This is a genomic window from Pseudomonas sp. HS-18 (assembly GCF_020401845.1).
Classification (GTDB): Bacteria; Pseudomonadota; Gammaproteobacteria; order Pseudomonadales; family Pseudomonadaceae; genus Pseudomonas; species Pseudomonas nitroreducens.
On the sequence record NZ_CP084413.1, the window covers coordinates 1,568,448 to 1,586,967 of the forward strand.

20 protein-coding genes and 1 riboswitch are annotated in these 18,520 nt (G+C 66.5%); of the genes, 13 read left to right on the top strand and 7 right to left on the bottom strand.

Going from position 1 to position 18,520, the window contains the following annotated elements:
• Positions 1-7: 7 nt before the first annotated feature.
• The 4 genes from LDJ84_RS07315 to LDJ84_RS07330 all read right to left on the bottom strand — a co-directional run bounded on the left by LDJ84_RS07315 (position 8) and on the right by LDJ84_RS07330 (position 4,117).
• Positions 8-382 carry a 5-carboxymethyl-2-hydroxymuconate Delta-isomerase gene (locus tag LDJ84_RS07315; protein WP_024765563.1) on the bottom strand — a complete coding sequence of 125 codons (375 nt, stop codon included), beginning with the start codon at positions 380-382 and terminating at the stop codon, positions 8-10.
• Positions 383-874: 492 nt separating this feature from the next.
• Positions 875-2,785, bottom strand: coding sequence for a M48 family metallopeptidase (locus LDJ84_RS07320; protein WP_226046128.1), 1,911 nt, complete (start codon positions 2,783-2,785; stop codon positions 875-877).
• A gap of 21 nt (positions 2,786-2,806) precedes the next feature.
• On the bottom strand, positions 2,807-3,403 hold the full coding sequence (locus LDJ84_RS07325) for a LemA family protein (RefSeq protein ID WP_024765354.1): 597 nt from the start codon (positions 3,401-3,403) through the stop codon (positions 2,807-2,809).
• Between the two features lie 165 nt (positions 3,404-3,568).
• Positions 3,569-4,117: a cysteine hydrolase family protein gene (locus tag LDJ84_RS07330; protein ID WP_226046129.1), complete on the bottom strand. Its 549-nt coding sequence runs from the start codon at positions 4,115-4,117 to the stop codon at positions 3,569-3,571.
• A gap of 101 nt (positions 4,118-4,218) precedes the next feature.
• On the opposite strand from LDJ84_RS07330, the gene LDJ84_RS07335 reads away from it, so the two are divergent.
• Complete coding sequence (locus LDJ84_RS07335; RefSeq protein WP_226046130.1) at positions 4,219-5,217, top strand: GlxA family transcriptional regulator; 999 nt, start codon at positions 4,219-4,221, stop codon at positions 5,215-5,217.
• Here LDJ84_RS07335 and LDJ84_RS07340 read toward each other — a convergent pair whose 3' ends face one another.
• Positions 5,218-5,586 (bottom strand): cupin domain-containing protein, encoded by a 369-nt coding sequence (locus LDJ84_RS07340; RefSeq protein WP_226046131.1) that lies wholly within the window; start codon positions 5,584-5,586, stop codon positions 5,218-5,220.
• Positions 5,587-5,751: 165 nt separating this feature from the next.
• Between LDJ84_RS07340 and LDJ84_RS07345 the strand changes: the two genes are divergently transcribed.
• The 12 genes from LDJ84_RS07345 (at position 5,752) to LDJ84_RS07400 (ending at position 15,810) form a co-directional block, all read left to right on the top strand.
• A complete protein-coding gene (locus tag LDJ84_RS07345; RefSeq protein WP_024765358.1) occupies positions 5,752-6,480 on the top strand; it encodes a class I SAM-dependent methyltransferase in 729 nt (242 codons plus the stop codon).
• A gap of 60 nt (positions 6,481-6,540) precedes the next feature.
• On the top strand, positions 6,541-6,969 hold the full coding sequence (locus tag LDJ84_RS07350; protein ID WP_169888013.1) for a VOC family protein: 429 nt from the start codon (positions 6,541-6,543) through the stop codon (positions 6,967-6,969).
• 59 nt (positions 6,970-7,028) lie between these two features.
• A riboswitch (cobalamin riboswitch) is annotated at positions 7,029-7,236 on the top strand.
• 93 nt (positions 7,237-7,329) lie between these two features.
• Complete coding sequence (locus LDJ84_RS07355; protein ID WP_413247445.1) at positions 7,330-9,285, top strand: TonB-dependent receptor plug domain-containing protein; 1,956 nt, start codon at positions 7,330-7,332, stop codon at positions 9,283-9,285.
• The gene (locus LDJ84_RS07360) at positions 9,285-9,989 is read left to right on the top strand and encodes a (2Fe-2S) ferredoxin domain-containing protein (RefSeq protein ID WP_226046133.1); all 705 of its coding nucleotides are present in this window, start codon (positions 9,285-9,287) and stop codon (positions 9,987-9,989) included. Before LDJ84_RS07355 ends, LDJ84_RS07360 begins: the two co-directional genes overlap by 1 nt.
• A gap of 47 nt (positions 9,990-10,036) precedes the next feature.
• Positions 10,037-10,990: an ABC transporter substrate-binding protein gene (locus LDJ84_RS07365; RefSeq protein WP_226046134.1), complete on the top strand. Its 954-nt coding sequence runs from the start codon at positions 10,037-10,039 to the stop codon at positions 10,988-10,990.
• A 92-nt stretch (positions 10,991-11,082) separates the two neighbouring features.
• Positions 11,083-12,177, top strand: coding sequence for a D-alanine--D-alanine ligase (gene ddlA / locus LDJ84_RS07370; RefSeq protein WP_170859109.1), 1,095 nt, complete (start codon positions 11,083-11,085; stop codon positions 12,175-12,177).
• 102 nt (positions 12,178-12,279) lie between these two features.
• Entirely contained in the window at positions 12,280-13,104 is an 825-nt protein-coding gene (locus LDJ84_RS07375) for an aldo/keto reductase (protein WP_024765364.1), read from the top strand.
• Between the two features lie 102 nt (positions 13,105-13,206).
• Entirely contained in the window at positions 13,207-13,578 is a 372-nt protein-coding gene (locus LDJ84_RS07380) for a nuclear transport factor 2 family protein (RefSeq protein ID WP_037011283.1), read from the top strand.
• 1 nt (position 13,579) lies between these two features.
• Complete coding sequence (locus LDJ84_RS07385; protein ID WP_226046135.1) at positions 13,580-14,401, top strand: class I SAM-dependent methyltransferase; 822 nt, start codon at positions 13,580-13,582, stop codon at positions 14,399-14,401.
• 70 nt (positions 14,402-14,471) lie between these two features.
• Complete coding sequence (locus LDJ84_RS07390) at positions 14,472-14,927, top strand: DUF3237 domain-containing protein (RefSeq protein ID WP_024765366.1); 456 nt, start codon at positions 14,472-14,474, stop codon at positions 14,925-14,927.
• Between the two features lie 69 nt (positions 14,928-14,996).
• Entirely contained in the window at positions 14,997-15,425 is a 429-nt protein-coding gene (locus LDJ84_RS07395; protein ID WP_024765367.1) for a thiol-disulfide oxidoreductase DCC family protein, read from the top strand.
• Positions 15,418-15,810, top strand: a complete 393-nt coding sequence (locus tag LDJ84_RS07400) for a DoxX-like family protein (RefSeq protein WP_024765368.1) — start codon at positions 15,418-15,420, stop codon at positions 15,808-15,810. The genes LDJ84_RS07395 and LDJ84_RS07400 overlap by 8 nt, the downstream gene beginning before the upstream one ends.
• Here LDJ84_RS07400 and LDJ84_RS07405 read toward each other — a convergent pair.
• Complete coding sequence (locus LDJ84_RS07405; RefSeq protein WP_226046136.1) at positions 15,807-16,550, bottom strand: TorF family putative porin; 744 nt, start codon at positions 16,548-16,550, stop codon at positions 15,807-15,809. The genes LDJ84_RS07400 and LDJ84_RS07405 overlap by 4 nt on opposite strands.
• A 150-nt stretch (positions 16,551-16,700) precedes the next feature.
• The gene (locus LDJ84_RS07410) at positions 16,701-18,458 is read right to left on the bottom strand and encodes an amidohydrolase (RefSeq protein ID WP_024765370.1); all 1,758 of its coding nucleotides are present in this window, start codon (positions 18,456-18,458) and stop codon (positions 16,701-16,703) included.
• Between the last annotated feature and the right edge of the window lie 62 nt (positions 18,459-18,520).

Sequence of the window (18,520 nt, forward strand, 5' to 3'; positions counted from 1 at the left end):
TGGGTGATTACGCCGTGGGCAGGCTGCCGGCCATGCGCGTCAGGCTGCGGTCGAGTTCGGTGATTTCCAGTTGCAGGCCGATGGGGCGTTTTTCGATGAGTTCGGCGAGGGTCTGTTCGGCGGTGGCGAACAGGGTGTCGACGATGCGCTGGCGCAACTCCTCGGGGCGGCCAGGGGCGATGCGGATCTGGATGTTGATGAAGGCTTCGTCCCGGGTGTTGGCGCCAACGTGGAACTGGTCGATGGCGCGGGCGAAGGTGCGCAGGCCGTTGCTGGGGAACACGCCCAGGCCTTTTGCGGCTTCATGGAGTTTTTCAGGCAGTTCCAGAGGCAGCAGGTCGTTGGTGAGGTTGGCGGTGTAGTCGATGGCGATGTGGGGCATTGAGTTGTCTGTCCAGGTATGGTTTTGGCCATCCTAGGACGGCACTCCTGTGCGGGACATACGGGTGATTACTTAGTTGGGATTGGGTGTTATTGCGCCGCTTTGGTGTGCGCCGAGAGATTCTGTTTCGCCCCCTCGGGCGAGTTACTTCTTCCAAACGCCGAAGAAGTAACCAAGAAGGCTTGCCCCTCCATCCGGTTTTTCGCTTGGGGCGAAAAATTCCCTCGTTGAAGCGAAGTTTCAGGGGCACGCCACGACGGGCCATCCCTGGCCCATCGTGGCTCTCGCGACATCCATGTCGCTCAACCCCTGAAACTCCGCTTCAACGAGGCCTCCTGAAAGGGGCATTCCGGAGCGTGCGGATGTTTCTCTGGAAATCCTTTAAAGCCAGAGCATGGGGCTTTTGTAGGAGCGAGCTTGCTCGCGAACGGACTTCGCTGCGGAATCGGTTTCGCGAGCAAGCTCGTTCCTACAGATTGGATTGAGGGCGCTTCAGGTCGCCAGCAACGGCGGCATCGGGCAATCCAGGATATCCGCCACCGCGCGCATCAGCTCCGCTTCGCCAGCGGTGATGCGCCCGTCGTGCTCGATGCAGCGCGCCAGCGCCTTGAGCAGTTGCGGCTTCTGCAGCGGGCGCAGATGTTCCAGCTGCTTCAGTGCGGTCTCCAGCTCGCGCAGGCTGGCGGCGCCCGGCAGCGGCCGGGGGGCGAAGGGCAGGCCGCTCCAGGCATCGGCGAACGCCTGCTCGGTCTGCAGGTCGCTGGTTTCGCCAACGCGGGCGAGGAAGGCCAGCAGCGTTGCGCAGGCTTCGGACAGGTCCGCCAGTGCCACGTTGCCGATCTTGCCGCTGCCCGGCCGCAGGTTGCGCTCGATGATGCGCAGCAGCGTCCATTCCAGCAGCTTGACCTTGCCGTCCAGCTTGATCAGTAGCGCCATGTTCTCGCGCAGGGCGAGGAAGGCCTTGGCGTCCAGTTGCTTGAGCGCCGGCATGGCCAGGTCGAGCAGGGGCAGGCGCTGGCCCGGATCGAGTCGAAGCAGCGACTCCTCCAGCAGGTCCAGTTGCAGCGCCAGGCTGAGGTTGAGGCGCTGCTTGATCGCTTCCAGCTGGCGCGCCCGCAGGCCGGGGTCGCTATCCAGCAGCAGGCCGTAGACCAGTGCTTCGGCGCCTTCGCTGTCATGGGCGGCGCGCTGCAGGCGCTCGTCCAGGCGTTGCAGGGTGCTGCGGGCTTCCTGCAGGTGCGCGATGGTGGGTGCGCCGACGGCGGCCACTGCCACGTCCACGGCGCTGGGCTGGTACGGCTGGCCGGTGACGGCGGAGGTCCAGGCTTGCTTGTTCATCAGCGCCACGTCCAGGCGTGGTTCGAATTTCGGGTAGTTTCCGTCCCAGCCCGGATCGACGCGGCGAATACGGTCCTTCAGCGGCGGGTGGGTGTCGAACCAGCTGCTGCCCACGCCATCGCCGAAGTACATATGGCTGAATTCTGCCGCGCGCGGGGCGCTGAGCAGGGCGCCCAGCGGGTTGCCACCGATCTTCTTGAGCGCACCGGCGATAGTCGAGGGATCACGGGTGAACTGCACGGCTGAGGCGTCGGCCAGGAACTCGCGCTGGCGGCTGACCGAGGCCTTGATCAACTGCCCGAAGAAGGTGCCGACATAGCCGAGTACGTAAAGCACCACGCCGGCGCCGATCACCAGCAGCACCACGCTGCCGCCGCCGTTCTTGTCGTTGCTGCTGCTCCGGCTGCTGATGCGCACGCCAGTGCTGGTCTCGCTCCAGCCGCGCAGCAGCATGCCGCCGATCAGGCCAAGCAGGAGCATGCCGTGGAGCAGGGCGGTCAGCCGGGTGTTGAGCAACATGTCGCCGTGGTGGATGTGGCTGAACTCGTGGGCGATCACGCCCTGCAGTTCATTGCGGTCGAGCTGCTCGATGGCGCCGCGGGTAATGCCGATCACCGCGTCGCGGGGTGTCAGGCCGGCGGCGAAGGCGTTGATCGAGCCGTCTTCCAGCACATACACCGGCGGCACCGGCGAGCCGGAGGCCAGGGCCATTTCCTCGACCACGTTCAGCAACCGACGCTCGTCAGCATTGCTGGCGCTGAGGTTGAGCAGGCGGCCGCCGAGGCTCTCGGCCACGACCTTGCCGCCCGCACTCAACTGCACCTGCTTGTACAGCGCGCCGAGGACGACCACGCCGACGATCACGGCGGCCACCGACAGGTACAGCTCCGGATCGGGCAGGGAGGCGCGCGAGGTCAGGTGCAGAGCAGGCTCGCCGAGGTGACGCCAGAGCCAGCCCAGCGCCAGGCTGGTGATGGTCACCAGGCACACCACGGCGATAGTCAGCAGCAGGACCAGGCGCCCGGTCTGCTTGCGGGCGCGGTCCTGGTGTTCGAAGAAGTTCATCGCGCGTCCTGCGCCGAGGTTTTAGAAGGCGACTTTCGGCGCGGCCTGGATTGCCTTGCTGTCCTCGAACTCGAGCAGGCTGGCGTCCTTGCTGTGGCCGTAGGTGGCGGCCAGGACATTGGCGGGGAAGGACTGGCGGTAGGTGTTGTACTCCATCACCGAGTCGTTGTAGGCCTGGCGGGCGAAGGCGACCTTGTTCTCGGTGCTCGACAGTTCCTCGCTGACCTGCTGCAGGTTCTGCGAGGCCTTGAGGTCCGGGTAGGCTTCCAGGGTCACGTTCAGGCGACCCATCGCGCCACCCAGGGCATTCTCGGCGGCGGCCAGTTGCGCCATGCGGCCGGCGTCGCCCGGTTGCTCGGACGCGGCCTTCAGGCCGGCCACGGCAGCGTTGCGCGCAGCGATCACAGCTTCGAGGGTTTCGCGCTCGTGCTTGAGGTAGGCCTTGGCGGTTTCCACCAGGTTGGGGATCAGGTCGTAGCGGCGCTTGAGTTGCACCTCGATCTGCGCGAAGGCGTTCTGGTAGCGGTTGCGCAGCGCCACCAGACGGTTGAACACACTGATCAGCAGGAAGATCACGCCAGCGATGATGGCGAGGGTAATGATCGAGGAAACGCTCATGGGATGTCCTTATCGGCAGGCGATCGAGCGTCGATAATAGCGGAAAGCCAACTGAATGTTGGGCAACTTCTCACGTCTTGCTTCGGCAGTGCATCGGCCGTATTGCGGCGTGTTGCGAAACGAAAAAAGGGCCTCCATGGAGGCCCTTTTGCCGAGCCCTGTAAATCAGCGGTTCAGATACTCGGCGACGGACAGCACTTCGGCGTAGGCGAAGGCAAACGAGGCCATGTAGGCGGCATGGACCTGGGCGGCCGGCACCTTCACGCCGTTGAACTCCAGGTCCAGCGTGGCGCAGGCGTCGTGCAGCACGGTTACCGTGTAGCCGAAATCGGCGGCGGCACGCACCACGCCGTCCACGCACATGTGGCTCATGTGACCGACAACGACCACGGAGTCGACGCCGTGCTGGTCGAGGATGGCCTTGAGGTCGGTGTCGCGGAACGAGTTGACGAAGTGCTTCAGGACCACCGGCTCGCCGGGCAGGTTGGCGACCTTGCGGTGGATTTTCGCGCCGTCGCTGCCGGGGGCGAAGAACGGGGCGTCGGCGCTTTCGAACTCGTGGCGTACGTGCACCACCAGGTCACCGCGCTCGCGGAAGGCGGCGAGTACCTTGGCGGCCTGGTCGGCGGCCGGCTCGATGCCGACCAGCGGCCACTTGCCGGAGGGGAAGTAGTCGTTCTGGATATCCACTAGGATGAGCGCTTGCTTGGCCATTTCCGAATTCCTTTTGAGTGGTGAGGAAGTGGGACCAGTATGGTTCGCCGCTCGCCGAGCGGGGATCAGGTGGAACGACAATAACCAGGGGAAAACTGACAATGGCTGTGGAACGGAGCGTCGTCGAGATCGGGTTGCTGCTCTATCCCGGCGTGCAGACGGCGGCGCTGCACGGGTTGACCGATCTCTTCGCGGTGGCGGAGCGCATCGCCGGCGACGAGGCCGGCGCTCAGCTGCCGGCACTGCGCGTCAGCCATTGGTGCGGGGAGGCCGGCAGCGAACCGCATCGTGTCTTCGATACGCATCCCGGCGCTGACAGTCGCCTGGTCGCGGTGCTGGTGCCGCCGTCACTGTTCGGCCTGCCCGACGTCGCGCCGCTGCGCAACCTCACCGACTGGCTTGCTGCGCGCCATGGCGAGGGCGCCATCGTAGGCTCGGTTTGCATCGGCGGGCTGCTGGTAGCCGAAGCCGGGCTGCTCGACGGCCGCAGCGCCACCGCTCACTGGAGCGGTGCCGAAGCCTTTGCCAAGCGTTTCCCGCGCGTACGCCTGGAGCCGCACAAGCCCATGGTCGACGATGGCGACCTGATCACCTCCGCCGGGCTGATGGCCTGGTCGGAGCTGGGCCTGCGCATCGTCGACCGCCTGCTCGGCCCGAGCATCGCCAGCCGCACCGCACGCTTCATGGTGGTGGAGCACAGCGACAGCGCCCAGCAGTGCGGCAGCAACTTCGCGCCGCTGCTGGGGCATGGCGACGCCGCGATCCTCAAGGTCCAGCACTGGCTGCAGGGCAATGGCGCGGTGGACGTCAGCCTCGCCGCCATGGCCGCCCAGGCCGGGCTGGAGGAGCGCACCTTCCTGCGCCGCTTCCGCGCCGCCACCGGGCTCAAGCCCACCGAGTACTGCCAGCACCTGCGCGTGGGCAAGGCGCGGGAGCTGCTGGAGTTCACCAACGGCACGGTGGAGCACATCGCCTATACGGTCGGCTACCTCGATCCGGGTTCGTTCCGCAGCACCTTCCGCAAAATCACCGGGATGGCGCCGAGTGATTACCGCAAGCGCTTTGGGGCAAAAGCGGCGGAAGTGCCCGTCAAGAGCTGATCAGATCCACCGATCATTCTCCGCCGTCCGCTCGCCGCCCTGATCCCCGGTATTCAGCACGCCGCGCGGCTCGATCAGCATCACCTGCACTTCCCGCTCGGCATACGGCTTGTGCTCCACGCCGCGCGATACCACGTAAAGCTCGCCGGCGCGCAGGGTCAGCGGGCCGTCGCGGAAGTCGATGCGCAGTTCGCCGTCGAGCACGATGAAGGTTTCGTCGGTGTCTGCGTGGCTGTGCCAGACGAAGTCGCCGTGCAACTTCACCACCTTGAACTGGTAGTCGTTCATCTCGGCGATCACCCGCGGTTGCCAGGTTTCGGTAATGCGGCCGAGCTTGTCCTGCAGGTTGATCGGTTGGCGTTGGGTCACGGTGTTTCCTCCTGGGGATCTTTCTCCCGAAACTACGGCGGGCCCGGCGGGCGGTCTTGCAGGAAATTGCGCTTCGATCACCCCTGCATTGACCTCATCGGGTTGCCGGCCCCGTCCCTGGCGCAGACAATCGATCCTTGGTCCGTCAGAAAGGAGTGCCGATCCATGGCGCAGAACATCTACGACAATCCCGAATTCTTCGCGGGCTACGCCCAGCTGCCACGTTCGCAGCATGGCCTGGACGGCGCGCCGGAGTGGGCTTCGCTGCGTTCGCTGTTGCCGCCGCTGGAAGGCTTGGACGTGGTCGACCTCGGTTGCGGTTATGGCTGGTTCAGCCGTTACGCCGCGGAGCAGGGCGCGCGCACGGTGAGCGGGTTGGACGTGTCGCAGAAAATGCTCGACCACGCACGGGCGAACACCGACGCCGCGCAGGTGAGCTACTTCCATGCCGACCTCGACCAACTCGAACTGCCCACCGCGGCCTTCGACCTCGCCTACAGCTCGCTGACCCTGCATTACCTCGCAGACCTGCCGCATTTCTTCCGCAACGTACACGATGCGCTGCGCCCCGGCGGCAGCCTGGTGTTCTCCATCGAACACCCGATCTACATGGCCTCGCTCAAGCCGGGCTGGGTCGTCGATGGCGATGGCCGCCGCTGCTGGCCGGTGGATCACTACCAGGACGAAGGCGAGCGCCGCACCGACTGGCTCGCTAAGGGAGTGATCAAGCAGCACCGCACCCTGGGCAGCATCCTGAATGCGGTCATCGGCGCGGGGCTGACGTTGCGCCACGTCGAGGACTGGGGCCCGAGCGCCGGGCAGGTGCAGGCCAATCCGGCACTGGCCGAAGAACGCGAGCGGCCGATGTTGCTGCTGGTCGCCGCGCAGCGCTGAAGAGCGAAAAACGGGCGACTATGCTCAGAGCATTGCGCCCGTCCTGCCCCGGAGATCGCCATGTCCCAGCCCGCCTCCGTCGCCCGCCCCAGTGTCATTCCCTGCCTGCGCTACCGCGATGCCCCCCAGGCCATCGACTGGCTGTGCGCCACCTTCGGCTTCCAGCGGCAACTGGTCGTTGCCGATGACCACGGCGGAATCGCCCACGCGCAGCTGGCGCTGGCCGACGGCAGCGGCCTGGTGATGCTCGGCTCGTTGCACGACAACGAGTACGGCCGCCTGATGCGCCAGCCCGACGAGATCGGCGGCTGTACCCAGAGCATCTACGTGGTGGTGAAGGACGCCGAAGCGCTGTACCGCGCAGCGGTGGATGGCGGCGCGCAGATCGTCATCGACATCAAGGACGAAGACTACGGCGGCCAGGGCTTCACCTGCCGTGATCCGGAAGGGCATATCTGGAGCTTCGGCACCTACGATCCCTGGCACTGACTTCGCCCTGCAACATCCTGCGCAAGCCCCGAGCTTGACGCTTTCCCATCGCAAGTGTTGATATGCGCCCCGTTTCAGGTGCCCCCCGCCGCCGTGCGTGGGGTGAAACGGGAAGCCGGTGCGTCGCCTTCGTGCGATCAGTCCGGCGCTGCCCCCGCAACGGTAAGCGAGCGGAGCATCCACTAAGCCACTGTGCGCAAGCATGGGAAGGCGGATGCCCCAGGACCCTCGCAAGCCCGGAGACCGGCCTGGAACCTGTTTGGCAAACCCGCGGTGGGCGGGCGTGAGCCGGTTCCCGGGGCGCGCTCGTTCCGGGTGTCGCTGCGCCGCCTGCGAAATCCCGATTTCGAGGCGATCACCTTGCATTCTCCTGCTTCCATCTCCCGGCGCGCCCTGCGCTGGACTCCCGTTCTCTCCCTCTGCGCCCTGAGTTCGCAGCTTGTGGCAGCGCCCCTCGACCTGGCCGATGAAATCGTCAGTGCGCCTTCCGTGGAGTCCACCACGGTGGCCGACATGGCGCGCTACGGCAGCAAGCTGGAGGTCATCGACCGCGAGCAGATCGAGCGCGCCGGCCCCAGCGCCGACATCACCCGCGTGCTGCAGATGTACGTGCCCGGCCTGTTCGTCGCGCCGAAGAACGGCCCGTTCGACTACGGCACCTACTCGCTGCTGGGCGGGCGCAACGACGACACGCTGATCCTGCTGGACGGCGTGCGCCTGAACAATCGCCTCTACGGCGGCATCTACATCGATACCCTGCCGACCACCGCGGTGGAGCGCATCGAGGTGCTCAAGGGCGGCCAGGGCCTGCTGTTCGGCACCCAGGCGGTGTCCGGGGTGATCAATATCGTCACCCGCAGCGCGCGTTCGCGCGAGACGTCCGGCGAGGTCAACCTGGGCCTGGATACGTTCAAGGGCCGCAGCGGCGATGCCCGCGCGGAGAAAGTCGTGCAGAACGGCCTGGGCGACCTCGGCCTGATGGCCTACGTCAGCCACAACCGCTCCGACGGCTACCAGCCGTACCGCGACCGCGACATGACCGACACCGTCAGCGACAAGCGCCGCTCCTACGACGTCAACGTGTTCGGCGCCAAGGCCATCCAGGCCATCGGCGATGCCTCGCGGCTGGAGCTGTTCTACCAGTACGCCGACGCCGAGCTGGACTTCGCCCGACCGACATCGAACCATCACACCAGCAACAACCGCGTGCAACAGATCGCCACGGCGACCTTCCAGCAGAGCGTCAACGACGACTTCAGCTGGTTCGCCAAGACCCACATCAACGACTGGGATACCCGCTACGACCGCGTCTACAACCTGCAGGGCGGCGGCACCCAGGTGCTCAATCACAATGACTACTGGGGCTTTACCGACTGGGGGGCGCAGCTCGAAGGCAAGGCCAGGTTCGGTGGCGGTCACGAGCTGGTCTTCGGGAGCGACAACCAGTGGTACAAGGGCCAGGACGATGTGCTGATCATCGACAACGACAAGGCCGAGTCCCATGCGCTGTACGCCCAGCTGCGCCCGCGCATCGACGCGCTGCCCGACTGGCACCCGAGCCTGGGCGTGCGCCGCGAGGAAATCTCCGGCGGCGAAGGCGCCACGGTGTGGATGCTGACCTCGCTCTATGACCTAACCCAGCAACTCAAGCTGCGCGGCCAGTTCGGCACGGCCTTCAAGTTGCCCACCGCCGAGCAACTGTTCGTCAACGAGCCGGGCGACGAAGTCGGCAACCGTGACCTCAAGCCCGAGCGCAGTCGCAACGCCGAACTGGGCCTGGATTACACCGGCGAGCTGTTCGACCAGCTGTGGAGCGGCAGCGTCACCCTGTTCCGCCGCGAGATCACCGACCTGATCACCCTCGCGGGCGATCAATGGGTGAACGGCAACGGCGAGATCGAAGTGCGCGGCGTGGAAGCCAACGGCCAGTGGCAGTTCGGCCGCCATTGGCAGCTCTCCGCCGACGCCACGCGCAACCTGGTGGACAGCCGCAAGGGCGTGACGGTGAACAACATCCCGCACTTCTTCGCCCGCGTGCGAGCCGGCTATGACGACAACCTCTGGGGCGCTGGCCTCGCCACACGCTACGTGGGCTCCATCGTCAGCGCCCAGGAAGACGACTACGGCCACTACACCGTGCTCGACGGCGATGCCTATCGCTACCTCGACGCGGCCCGCGCGCATCGTCTGAGCGTGCTGCTGGATAACCTGCTCGACCGCGACTACGCCACCGGCCGCACCAGCAACGGCATCCGCCAGGTGGACAACCTCGGCCGGCCGCGCACCGCCGAGCTGCGCTACACCTTCAGCTTCTGATGAGGGCCATCCTGCTGGTCGGCCCGCTGGCCGGCGCCCAGGGCGAGCGCCTGTACCGCGAGGTGTCGGCGCGTCTGGCGGGTGTCGAGAGCATCGACACCAGCGAGGGCTTCGACCTGCTCTGGGCCCGAGCGCGCGCGCAGCTTGCCGATGCCGCGTCGTTGTTGCTGGTCGACCTGGAGCCCGCCGCCGACGGCGCCTACCTCGACTGGCTGCGCGCCGAACTGGCGGTACTGGCGGATGAGTTTCCGCAGGCGCCGGTGCCGAGCATCACGGCATCGGCGCTGGGCCGGCATGGGCTCGACGTCGGTGCGGTGCTGGCGGCGATCGACGATCCGGCGCAGCAGCTGGAATGCCGGGGTGTCGGTGCGGTGCCGTCGCAGCCCGACTGGTCCGCGCCGCCGCCGCATCGTCATCACCTGTTCCTCTGCGTGGGGCCGCGCTGCGTGCGCCGGGGCGCGTTGCCGTTGTGGAAGACCCTGCGTCGCGAACTGATTCGCCACGACCTCTACGAGAACGCCAAGGGCGCCTTGCTGACCCGCACCGGTTGCCAGTTCCCCTGCAATCGCGGGCCGGTGCTGACGGTCTACCCCGAGCGCGTCTGGTACGGCTTGCGCAGTGATGAGCAGGTTTGTCGGGTGGTGACCGAGCACCTGCGCGATGGCGTGCCGGTGGCGGATTTGCGCGTGGATGACGAAGCATGAGGCCGGCATGGCTCTTTGTGGGGGCGAGCTTGCTCGCGAAGCGCTTGATGCCATCGGTGCCCGGTTTGGTTCGCGAGCAAGCTCGCTCCTACACATTGGCATTGGCGCTCGGGGTGGCGTTGCTGCAGGGCATGGCGACGGCCACTGCCCAGGACTACCGCAACTGCGCGCAGGACTGGCACATCGATCACCCTCCGCAACGCATCCTCGCCCTCAACCAGCACGCTGCCGACCTGCTGCTGGCGCTGGGCGCCGGGTCGCGATTGATCGGCGTGGCCTACATCGATGACGACCTCAACCTGAGTGGCGGCCGCTATCGCGGCGTGCCGCTGCTGGCGCGCCAGTACCCGGCGGCGGAAGCGGTCTACGCGCTGAAGCCGGACCTGGTGGTGGCCGGCTTCGACTCGGCCTTCCGGTTGGGCAACCTGTCCCGCGCAGAACTGGCCGGCCAGGGTGTCGGGAGCTACCTGTTGGATGCTGGGTGCGGGGTGTGGACGGATGATCTGTTCGTCGGTGTCGAGACGGACCTGACGACCTTGGGCGAAATTCTTGGCGAGCAGGAGCGGGCGCAGGAACTGATTCGCCAGCAACGCGCCGAGCTGGCCGAAGCCCGCCGCCTCTTTGCCCACCACAAGCCGCTGGACGTCTTCTATCTCGACAGCGCCAGCAACGGACTGGAGAGCCAGGGCCGGCGCGGAGTCATTACACAGCTGCTGCATGCCGCCGGTGCGCACAACCTGTTCGAGGATGTCGACCTGGGCAGCTTCACCGCCAACACCGAACAACTGCTGGCACGCGATCCGGACGTGATCCTGCTGGCCGATGCGCTGTGGTCCACGGCCGAGCAGAAAAAGAAAACGCTGCGTGCCGACCCGGTGCTGTCGCGACTGCGCGCCGTGCGCGAAGGGCGCTTCGTGGCCTTGCCGTTCACTCATCTGTTCCCTGGCGTGCACAGCGGCCAGGCGGCTCGCGAACTGGCGCAGGCGCTGCGCCGGTTTTGAACGCAAGCGTCCTGTCTGTTCGCCGCTCACTGTTCCTACCCAAGCGCGGGAGCCCGTGTTAGAAAGCGCCCATCGATCCTTGGGAGGTTGTCATGGGCAAGTTGCGCGTTGGAGTGATTTTCGGTGGGCGTTCGGCGGAGCACGAGGTGTCGCTGCAATCGGCGAAGAACATCGTCGACGCGCTGGACCGCGAGCGCTTCGAACCGGTGCTGATCGGTATCGACAAGGAAGGCCGCTGGCACCTCAACGATGCCTCCGACTACCTGCTCAACCAGGAAAACCCGGCCCTCATTGCGCTGAACCGTTCCAATCGCGAGCTGGCCGTGGTGCCGGGCAAGGCCGAGCGGCAACTGGTGGAAACCGGCAGCCGCCAACTGCTCGATCACGTCGACGTGATCTTCCCCATCGTTCACGGCACCCTGGGCGAGGACGGCTGCCTGCAGGGCCTGCTGCGCATGGCCGATATTCCCTTCGTCGGCTCCGACGTGCTCGGCTCGGCCATCTGCATGGACAAGGACGTGAGCAAGCGCCTGCTGCGCGACGCCGGCATCGCCATCACGCCGTTCCTCACGCTGACCCGCGCGAGTGCCGCCCGCACGCCGTTTGCCGAGGCGCAGCGCAAGCTCGGCCTGCCGCTGTTCATCAAGCCGGCGAACATGGGCTCGTCGGTGGGCGTCAGCAAGGTCGAGGACGAGGCCGCGTACGACGAAGCCGTGCGCCTGGCGCTGGCCTTCGATGACAAGGTGCTGGTTGAGGCCGCCGTCAAGGGCCGCGAGATCGAGTGCGCGGTGCTGGGCAACGATCAGCCGATCGCCAGCGGCTGCGGCGAGATCGTCGTCGGCAGCGGCTTCTACTCCTACGACAGCAAGTACATCGACGAGGATGCGGCCAAGGTCGTGGTGCCGGCGGATATTCCGGCCGAGGCCGGCGAGCGTATCCGCCAGCTCGCGGTAGACGCCTTTATCGCCCTGGAATGCTCCGGGCTGGCACGGGTCGACGTGTTCCTCACCGACAGTGGCGAGGTGCTGGTCAACGAGCTCAACTCGCTGCCCGGTTTCACCCGCATCAGCATGTATCCCAAGCTCTGGCAGGCCGCCGGGATGACCTACAGCGAGCTGGTCAGCCGCCTGATCGACCTGGCCATCGAGCGCCACGCCGCCCGGCGCAACCTGCAGACCAATCGCTGATCCACGCCCCGCCAGCTGCTTCTGCGCTACCCTGAGTGCCCGTCGCCCGGTTTCGGGCGGCCGGCCCCGTGTCCCGTAACGAACAGTCAGAAGGAGCACGAGATGAACACTGTGGTATTCGCCGACGGCACCGCCGTACCCGCCATCGGCCAGGGTACCTGGCGCATGGGCGAGGACAGCTTCCAGCGCAAGCGCGAGGTCGCCGCCCTGCGCGAAGGTATCGAGCGGGGCCTGACCCTGATCGACACCGCCGAGATGTACGCCGAGGGCGGTTCGGAGGAGGTGGTTGGCGAGGCTATTGCCGGGCTGCGCGAGCAGGTCTTCCTGGTCAGCAAGGTCTACCCGCACAACGCCAGCCGGCGTGGCATCCCCGAGGCCTGCGAACGCAGCCTGCGGCGCCTGGGTACCGATTGCCTGGACCTCTACCTGTTGCACTGGCGCGGTCAGTACCCGCTGGATGAAACCGTGGATGCCTTCGAGCGGTTGCGCGAGGCGGGCAAGATCAAGCGCTGGGGCGTCTCCAATTTCGACCTCGACGATATGCAGGAGCTGAACGAACCGGCCTGCGCCACCAACCAGGTGCAGTTCAGCCTGGAGGAGCGCGGTATCGAGTGGGACCTGCTGCCCTGGTGCCAGGAAGAACGCATGCCGCTGATGGCTTACTGCCCGGTTGGCCAGGGCGGTCGCCTGCTGCGCGATCGGGTACTGGCGGATATCGCCGGCCGCCACGACGCCACCCCGGCCCGCGTCGCCCTGGCCTGGCTGATCCAGCAGCCGGGAGTGATCGCCATTCCCAAGGCGGTCGAGCCGCTGCACGTGCGCGACAATGCCGCCGCGCTGCAATTGCGGCTGACGCCCGAAGACCTCGACGCCCTCGACGCCGCCTTCCCGCCGCCGAACCGCAAGCAGCACCTCGCGGTGGTCTGACTCCGCACCACGCACCGGCCCCGATCGTCGCCCCCCAGGGCGCGGCCGGGGCAGGGTGCTAGCCTTCCTCCATGGCCAAGATGGCCTGGGAGGGCAACAGCGATGAGCAACTACACGGCGGACGGCGCCGCCATCAATCGGGTACTGACCGATTACGTCGAGGGCATGACTTTCGGTGACGAGGCCCGGCTGCGCCAGGCCTTCCATCCTTCCTGCAAGATCATCGGCAACTACCACGGCGCGTTGGAGTGGGCCTCGCTGGACGAGTTCATCGGCGCCATCAAGGCCGAATCGCCGCCTGCCGAAGGTGCGCCGCCGGCGTGGGAGCTGAAGTCCCTGGACATCACCGGTGATAGCGCAGTGGCCAAGGTCACCGACGAGTTCATGGGCATGCACTTCACCGACTACCTGTCGCTGCTGCAGGTCGGCAACGGCTGGCAGATCGTCAACAAGCTTTACTACCTGCACGAGTGACGTGGAACGCATCGGCCTGCGCGGTACGCCGGAAACTTTGCTGATCACCCTCTACGCCAAGGCGAAGGAGAGCGAGCTGCCCGACAGCCTGCTGCGGGACCACTTCTCGTGCCGCGCCGTGGAGCAGATCGACTATGACTTCGCCCGCCTGCGCATCGGCCGCGCGGAGCAGGTGGGGATTGCCCTGCGGGCCAAGCTGTTCGACGACTGGGTACGCGACTTCCTGGCGCGGCATCCGGCCTGCGTGGTGCTGCAGCTGGGGTGCGGGCTGGACAGTCGGATCTTCCGCATCGACCCGTCGTCCACCGTGCAATGGTTCGAGCTGGACTTCCCTGAAGTGATCGCGCTGCGCGAGCGCCTGTACCCCGCGCGGGAGAACTGCCACCTGCTGGCCAGCGCGCTGACCACACCGGACTGGTGGCGCCTGATTCCGACAGGGCGGCCGGTGCTGATGCTTTCCGAAGGCGCGCTGCCCTACGTGGAGGCGGACAAGGTTCCCTGGCTGCTGCGCGCCCTGGTAGCGCACTTCCATCAGGGCGAACTGGTACTCGATGGCTACAGCCGCCTGGGCATTCGCCTGCTGCAGTGGAACCCGATGATCCGCCGTACCGGCGCCGTGCTGCACTGGGGGATCGACGAGCCCCGGGAGCTGGAGCAGCAGGTCCCGGCCCTGCAGTTCGCCGATGCCATCGCCGCCTACGACCGCGAGCAGATTGCCCGGCTGCCCCTGGGCATGCGCCTGCTCTACGAGATCACCCTGGCCATTCCGGCGATGCGTCGCATGGGCCGGCTGCTGCGCTATCGCTTCGCCACGCCGTCCTAGGCGGATGGCCGCGCGGGCTTGCGGCTGCTTTACTGATGCGTCTACGACGACCTTGCGCAGGAGCGCTGCGATGAAGCTTGAGCCGTTGATGGAGATGAACGTGAAGGCCAGCGTGCCGCTGGAAATCGGCCGCGTGCCCCAGGGCCAGCGGCTGATCTCGGCGGCCGGCGGCGGCACTTTCAAGGGCCAGCGCCTGAGCGGCGAAGTGCTGCCCGGTGGCGGCGACTGGATCCTGGTGGATGGCGATGGCGGCTGGCACCTGGAAGTGCGCCTGGTGCTGCGCACCGACGACGGCGCGCGTATCCTGATGCAGCACAACGGACTGCTGGTGGCCAACCCGAAGATCATCCACGCAGTCTCGCGGGGCGACAGTACCGAGTTCGGCGACACCTATTTCATGATCCAGCCGCGTTTCGAGGTCGGCGACGACCGCTACCGCTGGCTCAACCACCAGTTGGCGGTGGGTGAGGGCCGGCTGGGGCCGGGCTGGGTCGAATACCGTTTGTACTCCCTCGCCAATGGATGAGCGATGAAGAGCAGGACTTGTCACACGCGGAGGGCACAGTTGAGGCATCAGGGATCTGGAGACGACCCCATGGCTCTGCCTCCCAACATGCAGCCCGACGATAAAGTGGTGCTGTTCGACGGTACCTGCCGCCTGTGCAACGGCTGGAGCCGCTTCCTCCTGCAGCACGACCGCGAGCGCCGGGTAAAGCTGTGCAGCGTGCAGTCCGCCGAGGGGCAGGCGATCCTCGACTGGTTCGGCCTGCCCACCGAGTACTTCGACACCATGCTCTACGTCGAGGGACGCGAAGGCTTCGAGCGCAGCGACGCCTTCCTGCGGGTGATCGGCCAACTGCCGGCGCCGTGGAACTGGCTGCGGGTGCTCTGGCTGATTCCACGGCCACTGCGCGACTGGTGCTACGACCGTATCGCCCTCAACCGCTATCGCCTGTTTGGCCGCGAAGAGCAGTGCCTGGTGCCCTCGCCGCAGTACCGCGGGCGCTTCCTCGGCAATGACTAGCGCGGCCATCGCGCGCCTGGCGCTGGGCCTGGTGTTCCTCTACCACGGCCTGGTGCCCAAGCTGCTGTTCCTCAGCCCGGACGAAGTGCGGATGATCGAGGCCCACGGCTGGCCGCTCTCCACCCAGCGTATTGCCGAGGTCGCGGGCGCCGCCGAGATCGTCCTGGCCCTGGCCATCCTGCTGCTGCGCCGCAGCCGCTGGCCGCTATGGCTGGCGGCTGCTGCGCTGCTGGGCCTGCTGGTGGATGTGGCGCTGTTCGCCCCGGAACTGCTGCTGGGCGCCTTCAATCCGGTCTCTACCAACGTCGCCGCGCTGGCCTTGTGCGCCATCGCCCTGCTGGGCGAACGGGACGCCACGCCGCCCCGTCCGCCACCGCTGCGTTAGAAGCTTCGGGAAACGCTGGCCACTACCGTTGCGGTGCAGGCGTCGCCGAAGCCGAACTGGGTCCGGCATTCGTTCTGCGACAGGTCGGTGTCGATGTAGCTCACCGCCCAGTCGAAGCCCACCCATTCATGGCTCAACTTGGCTTCCCACTCGTGGTAGGTGTCGCGGGTACTGCCGTCGCCGGAAAGATAGAGCGGGTCCTTGGCGTCGTTGCGGCCGTAGCGCACGCGCAGCTTGAACTCCTCCGGCAGCTCGGCGTTGTAGGCCAGGTAGGTGTAGAGGTTGGCCTGGTCCTCGCCGAAGTAGGTCGGGTAATCGTTGCCGTAGTAGGCGCCGAGCTCGATGCCGTAGGCGTGGAGGATGGCGTAGGTATCGCTCTGGTTGAACTGGCTTTCCTTGGGGTAGGCGTATTTGATATAGCCCAGGTCCAGGGCGATGTTTTCGTCGGCCTGCCAGTACCAGCCACCGTAGTAGTCGATTTCCTGACGGGTCTTCAGGCCACCGCCGAAATCGACGTTGGAACTCCATACGCCCAGGTAGGCGCCGGAGGCATGCTGCAGGGTGGCGCCGACCTGCAGGGCCGGGTCGCCCTGGGTCTGCGAGATGCCACGGGTGCGGTAGTCGCTGACCAGCGCGGTGTCGATCTGCAGGTTGAAGTCGTGGCCCAGCTCGACGGCCAGGGCGGAGGTGAGCGGCGCGCAGGCGAGCAGCGCGCCGGCCAGCCAATGGGGGCGATTCATGCGGGAAGTCCCTTTGTTGTGATTGTCTGTGGGCAGATGAAAAATCCCGCGCAGCACCCGCCTTCCCGGCTATGCCGGGTAGCGTGAAGGGAGGGCAGGGCTGGCGGGCAAGGCGCCGGGGCTGTTCAGACCCCGGCGCAGGAGCCCGGCTCAGAGAGCCGGTTGATCGTCGGCGCGGTAGACTTCGCGGCCTTCGAACAGGGTGTGCAGCACGCGGGCTTCGTCCAGTTGCTGGTCCGGAACGGTGAACACGTCACGGTCGAGCACCACCATGTCGGCCTGCTTGCCGGCCGCCAGGGTGCCGATCTTGTCGCTCAGGCCGATCGTCTGCGCGGCATTGCGGGTGTAGGCGTAGAACATGGTCTGGCGGTCCACGCGCTCGGCGGCGTTGAGTACGCCTTCCTCGCCCTTGCGGGTCACGGCCTGGTAGATGGCTTTCAGCGGGTCCGGCGTGGAGACCGGCCAGTCGCTGGCGCCGGCGATGGTGGCGCCATTGTCCAGAAGGGACTTGGCCGGATACATGTAGCGGTAGGTCTCATCGGCGATGTAGGGCTTCACCAGCTCCACGGTGTAGGGCTCGGCGGCGGCCCAGTCGAGCTGCATCGAGGCAATGACGCCGAGCTCCTTGAAGCGCGGGAAGTCCTTGGGGTTGACCAGTTGCAGGTGGGTGATCGAGTGGGTCACGCCGCTCTGCCGGTCCTTGCGCGCCTGGGCGAATCCGTTCAGCGATTCGCGCACCGCGCGGTCGCCGATGGCGTGGATGTGCACCAGCCAGCCGCGTGCGTCGGCAGCGCTGACCAGTTCGCCGAAGTGCTTCGGATCGATCAGCAGTTCGCCCGGCTTGTGGCTGTTCTTGTAGTCCTCCAGCAGCGCGGCGGACTGCGCCGGGAACTCGATCACGCCATCGGCGAAGACCTTGATGCCCGGCAGCGTCAGGTTGGGGATGCCCTGGAACTGCTGGCGGACCTTCTCGATCACGTCCAGATCGGCCGGCGTACTTCTCGGGTTCACCACCTGCAGTGCGGCAACGTGGGCGGTGAGCTGGCCGTCGCGGGCCAGGTCGCGATAGACCGGCAGCACGCCGACGGTCTTCTCGGTGGGCTTGATGGCGAACAGCGCCTCGCCGGGCGTGCCGTTGGCGGCCGGGTCCATCCAGGCCGTGATGCCCAGGCTGTTGTTGTACTTCACCGCGGCCATGCCGGCGCGGTCCATGGTGGCGGCGTCGGGCACCGGCATGGCGGCGGCCACCAGGTCGAAACCGGAGTCGACCAGGAAGCCGCTGGGGTTGAAGTCCTTGTCGTGGGCGACGTTCTGCTGCTCCAGCGGGCTCAGGCCGCGCACGCGCTTGGCATCCAGCCCGGCGCGCTTGAGCATGGCGGCGTTGGCCCAGGCGGTGTGGTGGTCGCTGCCGATCAGCACCACCGGGGTGTCCTTCCACTCGCCCTGGTTGAAGCGCTTGGCCAGGCCGTCGGCCTGGGACCAGTAGGTGGAGTTCATGCCGTTCATCACCACGGTGTCGTGCACCTTGGCCTTGCCGCTGTCGCGGTCCTGCTTGAGGCGTTTCTCGAAGGCATCGAGGTCCATCTGCTCATCCTGCAGGCTGGCGGAGATCAGCTCCAGGCCGCCGAAGATGGAGTGCGAGTGGCTGTCGATGAATCCGGGCATCAACACTTTGCCGCCCAGGTCGACCTGCTTGCTGCCACTGCCGGCGAGCTTGCGGATGTCCTCGTTGGAGCCCACCTGCAGTACCTTGCCGCCGGCGACTGCGATGGCTTGCTGCAGCGGCTGGCCAGGTTCGGCGGTGAAGACCTTGGCGTTGTACAGGATCAGGTCCGCGTTCTGTGCCTGTGCTTCAAAAGTACCGAGTGCGATGGCGAGCGCCAGCGCTCCCTTGAGCATGCCGTGCATGACTTTCCTCTGCTTTTCGATGGATTATTGTTGGTCTGCAGTGCAGGCTAATGGCGTGGCGT

Bases quoted from the DNA above. Each gene is read 5' to 3' on its own strand.
- LDJ84_RS07315 (WP_024765563.1), bottom strand. From the start codon at position 382: ATGCCCCACATCGCCATCGACTACACCGCCAACCTCACCAACGACCTG.
- LDJ84_RS07320 (WP_226046128.1), bottom strand. From the start codon at position 2,785: ATGAACTTCTTCGAACACCAGGACCGCGCCCGCAAGCAGACCGGGCGC.
- LDJ84_RS07325 (WP_024765354.1), bottom strand. From the start codon at position 3,403: ATGAGCGTTTCCTCGATCATTACCCTCGCCATCATCGCTGGCGTGATC.
- LDJ84_RS07330 (WP_226046129.1), bottom strand. From the start codon at position 4,117: ATGGCCAAGCAAGCGCTCATCCTAGTGGATATCCAGAACGACTACTTC.
- LDJ84_RS07335 (WP_226046130.1), top strand. From the start codon at position 4,219: ATGGCTGTGGAACGGAGCGTCGTCGAGATCGGGTTGCTGCTCTATCCC.
- LDJ84_RS07345 (WP_024765358.1), top strand. From the start codon at position 5,752: ATGGCGCAGAACATCTACGACAATCCCGAATTCTTCGCGGGCTACGCC.
- LDJ84_RS07350 (WP_169888013.1), top strand. From the start codon at position 6,541: ATGTCCCAGCCCGCCTCCGTCGCCCGCCCCAGTGTCATTCCCTGCCTG.
- LDJ84_RS07360 (WP_226046133.1), top strand. From the start codon at position 9,285: ATGAGGGCCATCCTGCTGGTCGGCCCGCTGGCCGGCGCCCAGGGCGAG.
- LDJ84_RS07365 (WP_226046134.1), top strand. From the start codon at position 10,037: ATGCCATCGGTGCCCGGTTTGGTTCGCGAGCAAGCTCGCTCCTACACA.
- ddlA (WP_170859109.1), top strand. From the start codon at position 11,083: ATGGGCAAGTTGCGCGTTGGAGTGATTTTCGGTGGGCGTTCGGCGGAG.
- LDJ84_RS07375 (WP_024765364.1), top strand. From the start codon at position 12,280: ATGAACACTGTGGTATTCGCCGACGGCACCGCCGTACCCGCCATCGGC.
- LDJ84_RS07380 (WP_037011283.1), top strand. From the start codon at position 13,207: ATGAGCAACTACACGGCGGACGGCGCCGCCATCAATCGGGTACTGACC.
- LDJ84_RS07390 (WP_024765366.1), top strand. From the start codon at position 14,472: ATGAAGCTTGAGCCGTTGATGGAGATGAACGTGAAGGCCAGCGTGCCG.
- LDJ84_RS07395 (WP_024765367.1), top strand. From the start codon at position 14,997: ATGGCTCTGCCTCCCAACATGCAGCCCGACGATAAAGTGGTGCTGTTC.
- LDJ84_RS07400 (WP_024765368.1), top strand. From the start codon at position 15,418: ATGACTAGCGCGGCCATCGCGCGCCTGGCGCTGGGCCTGGTGTTCCTC.
- LDJ84_RS07405 (WP_226046136.1), bottom strand. From the start codon at position 16,550: ATGAATCGCCCCCATTGGCTGGCCGGCGCGCTGCTCGCCTGCGCGCCG.
- LDJ84_RS07410 (WP_024765370.1), bottom strand. From the start codon at position 18,458: ATGCACGGCATGCTCAAGGGAGCGCTGGCGCTCGCCATCGCACTCGGT.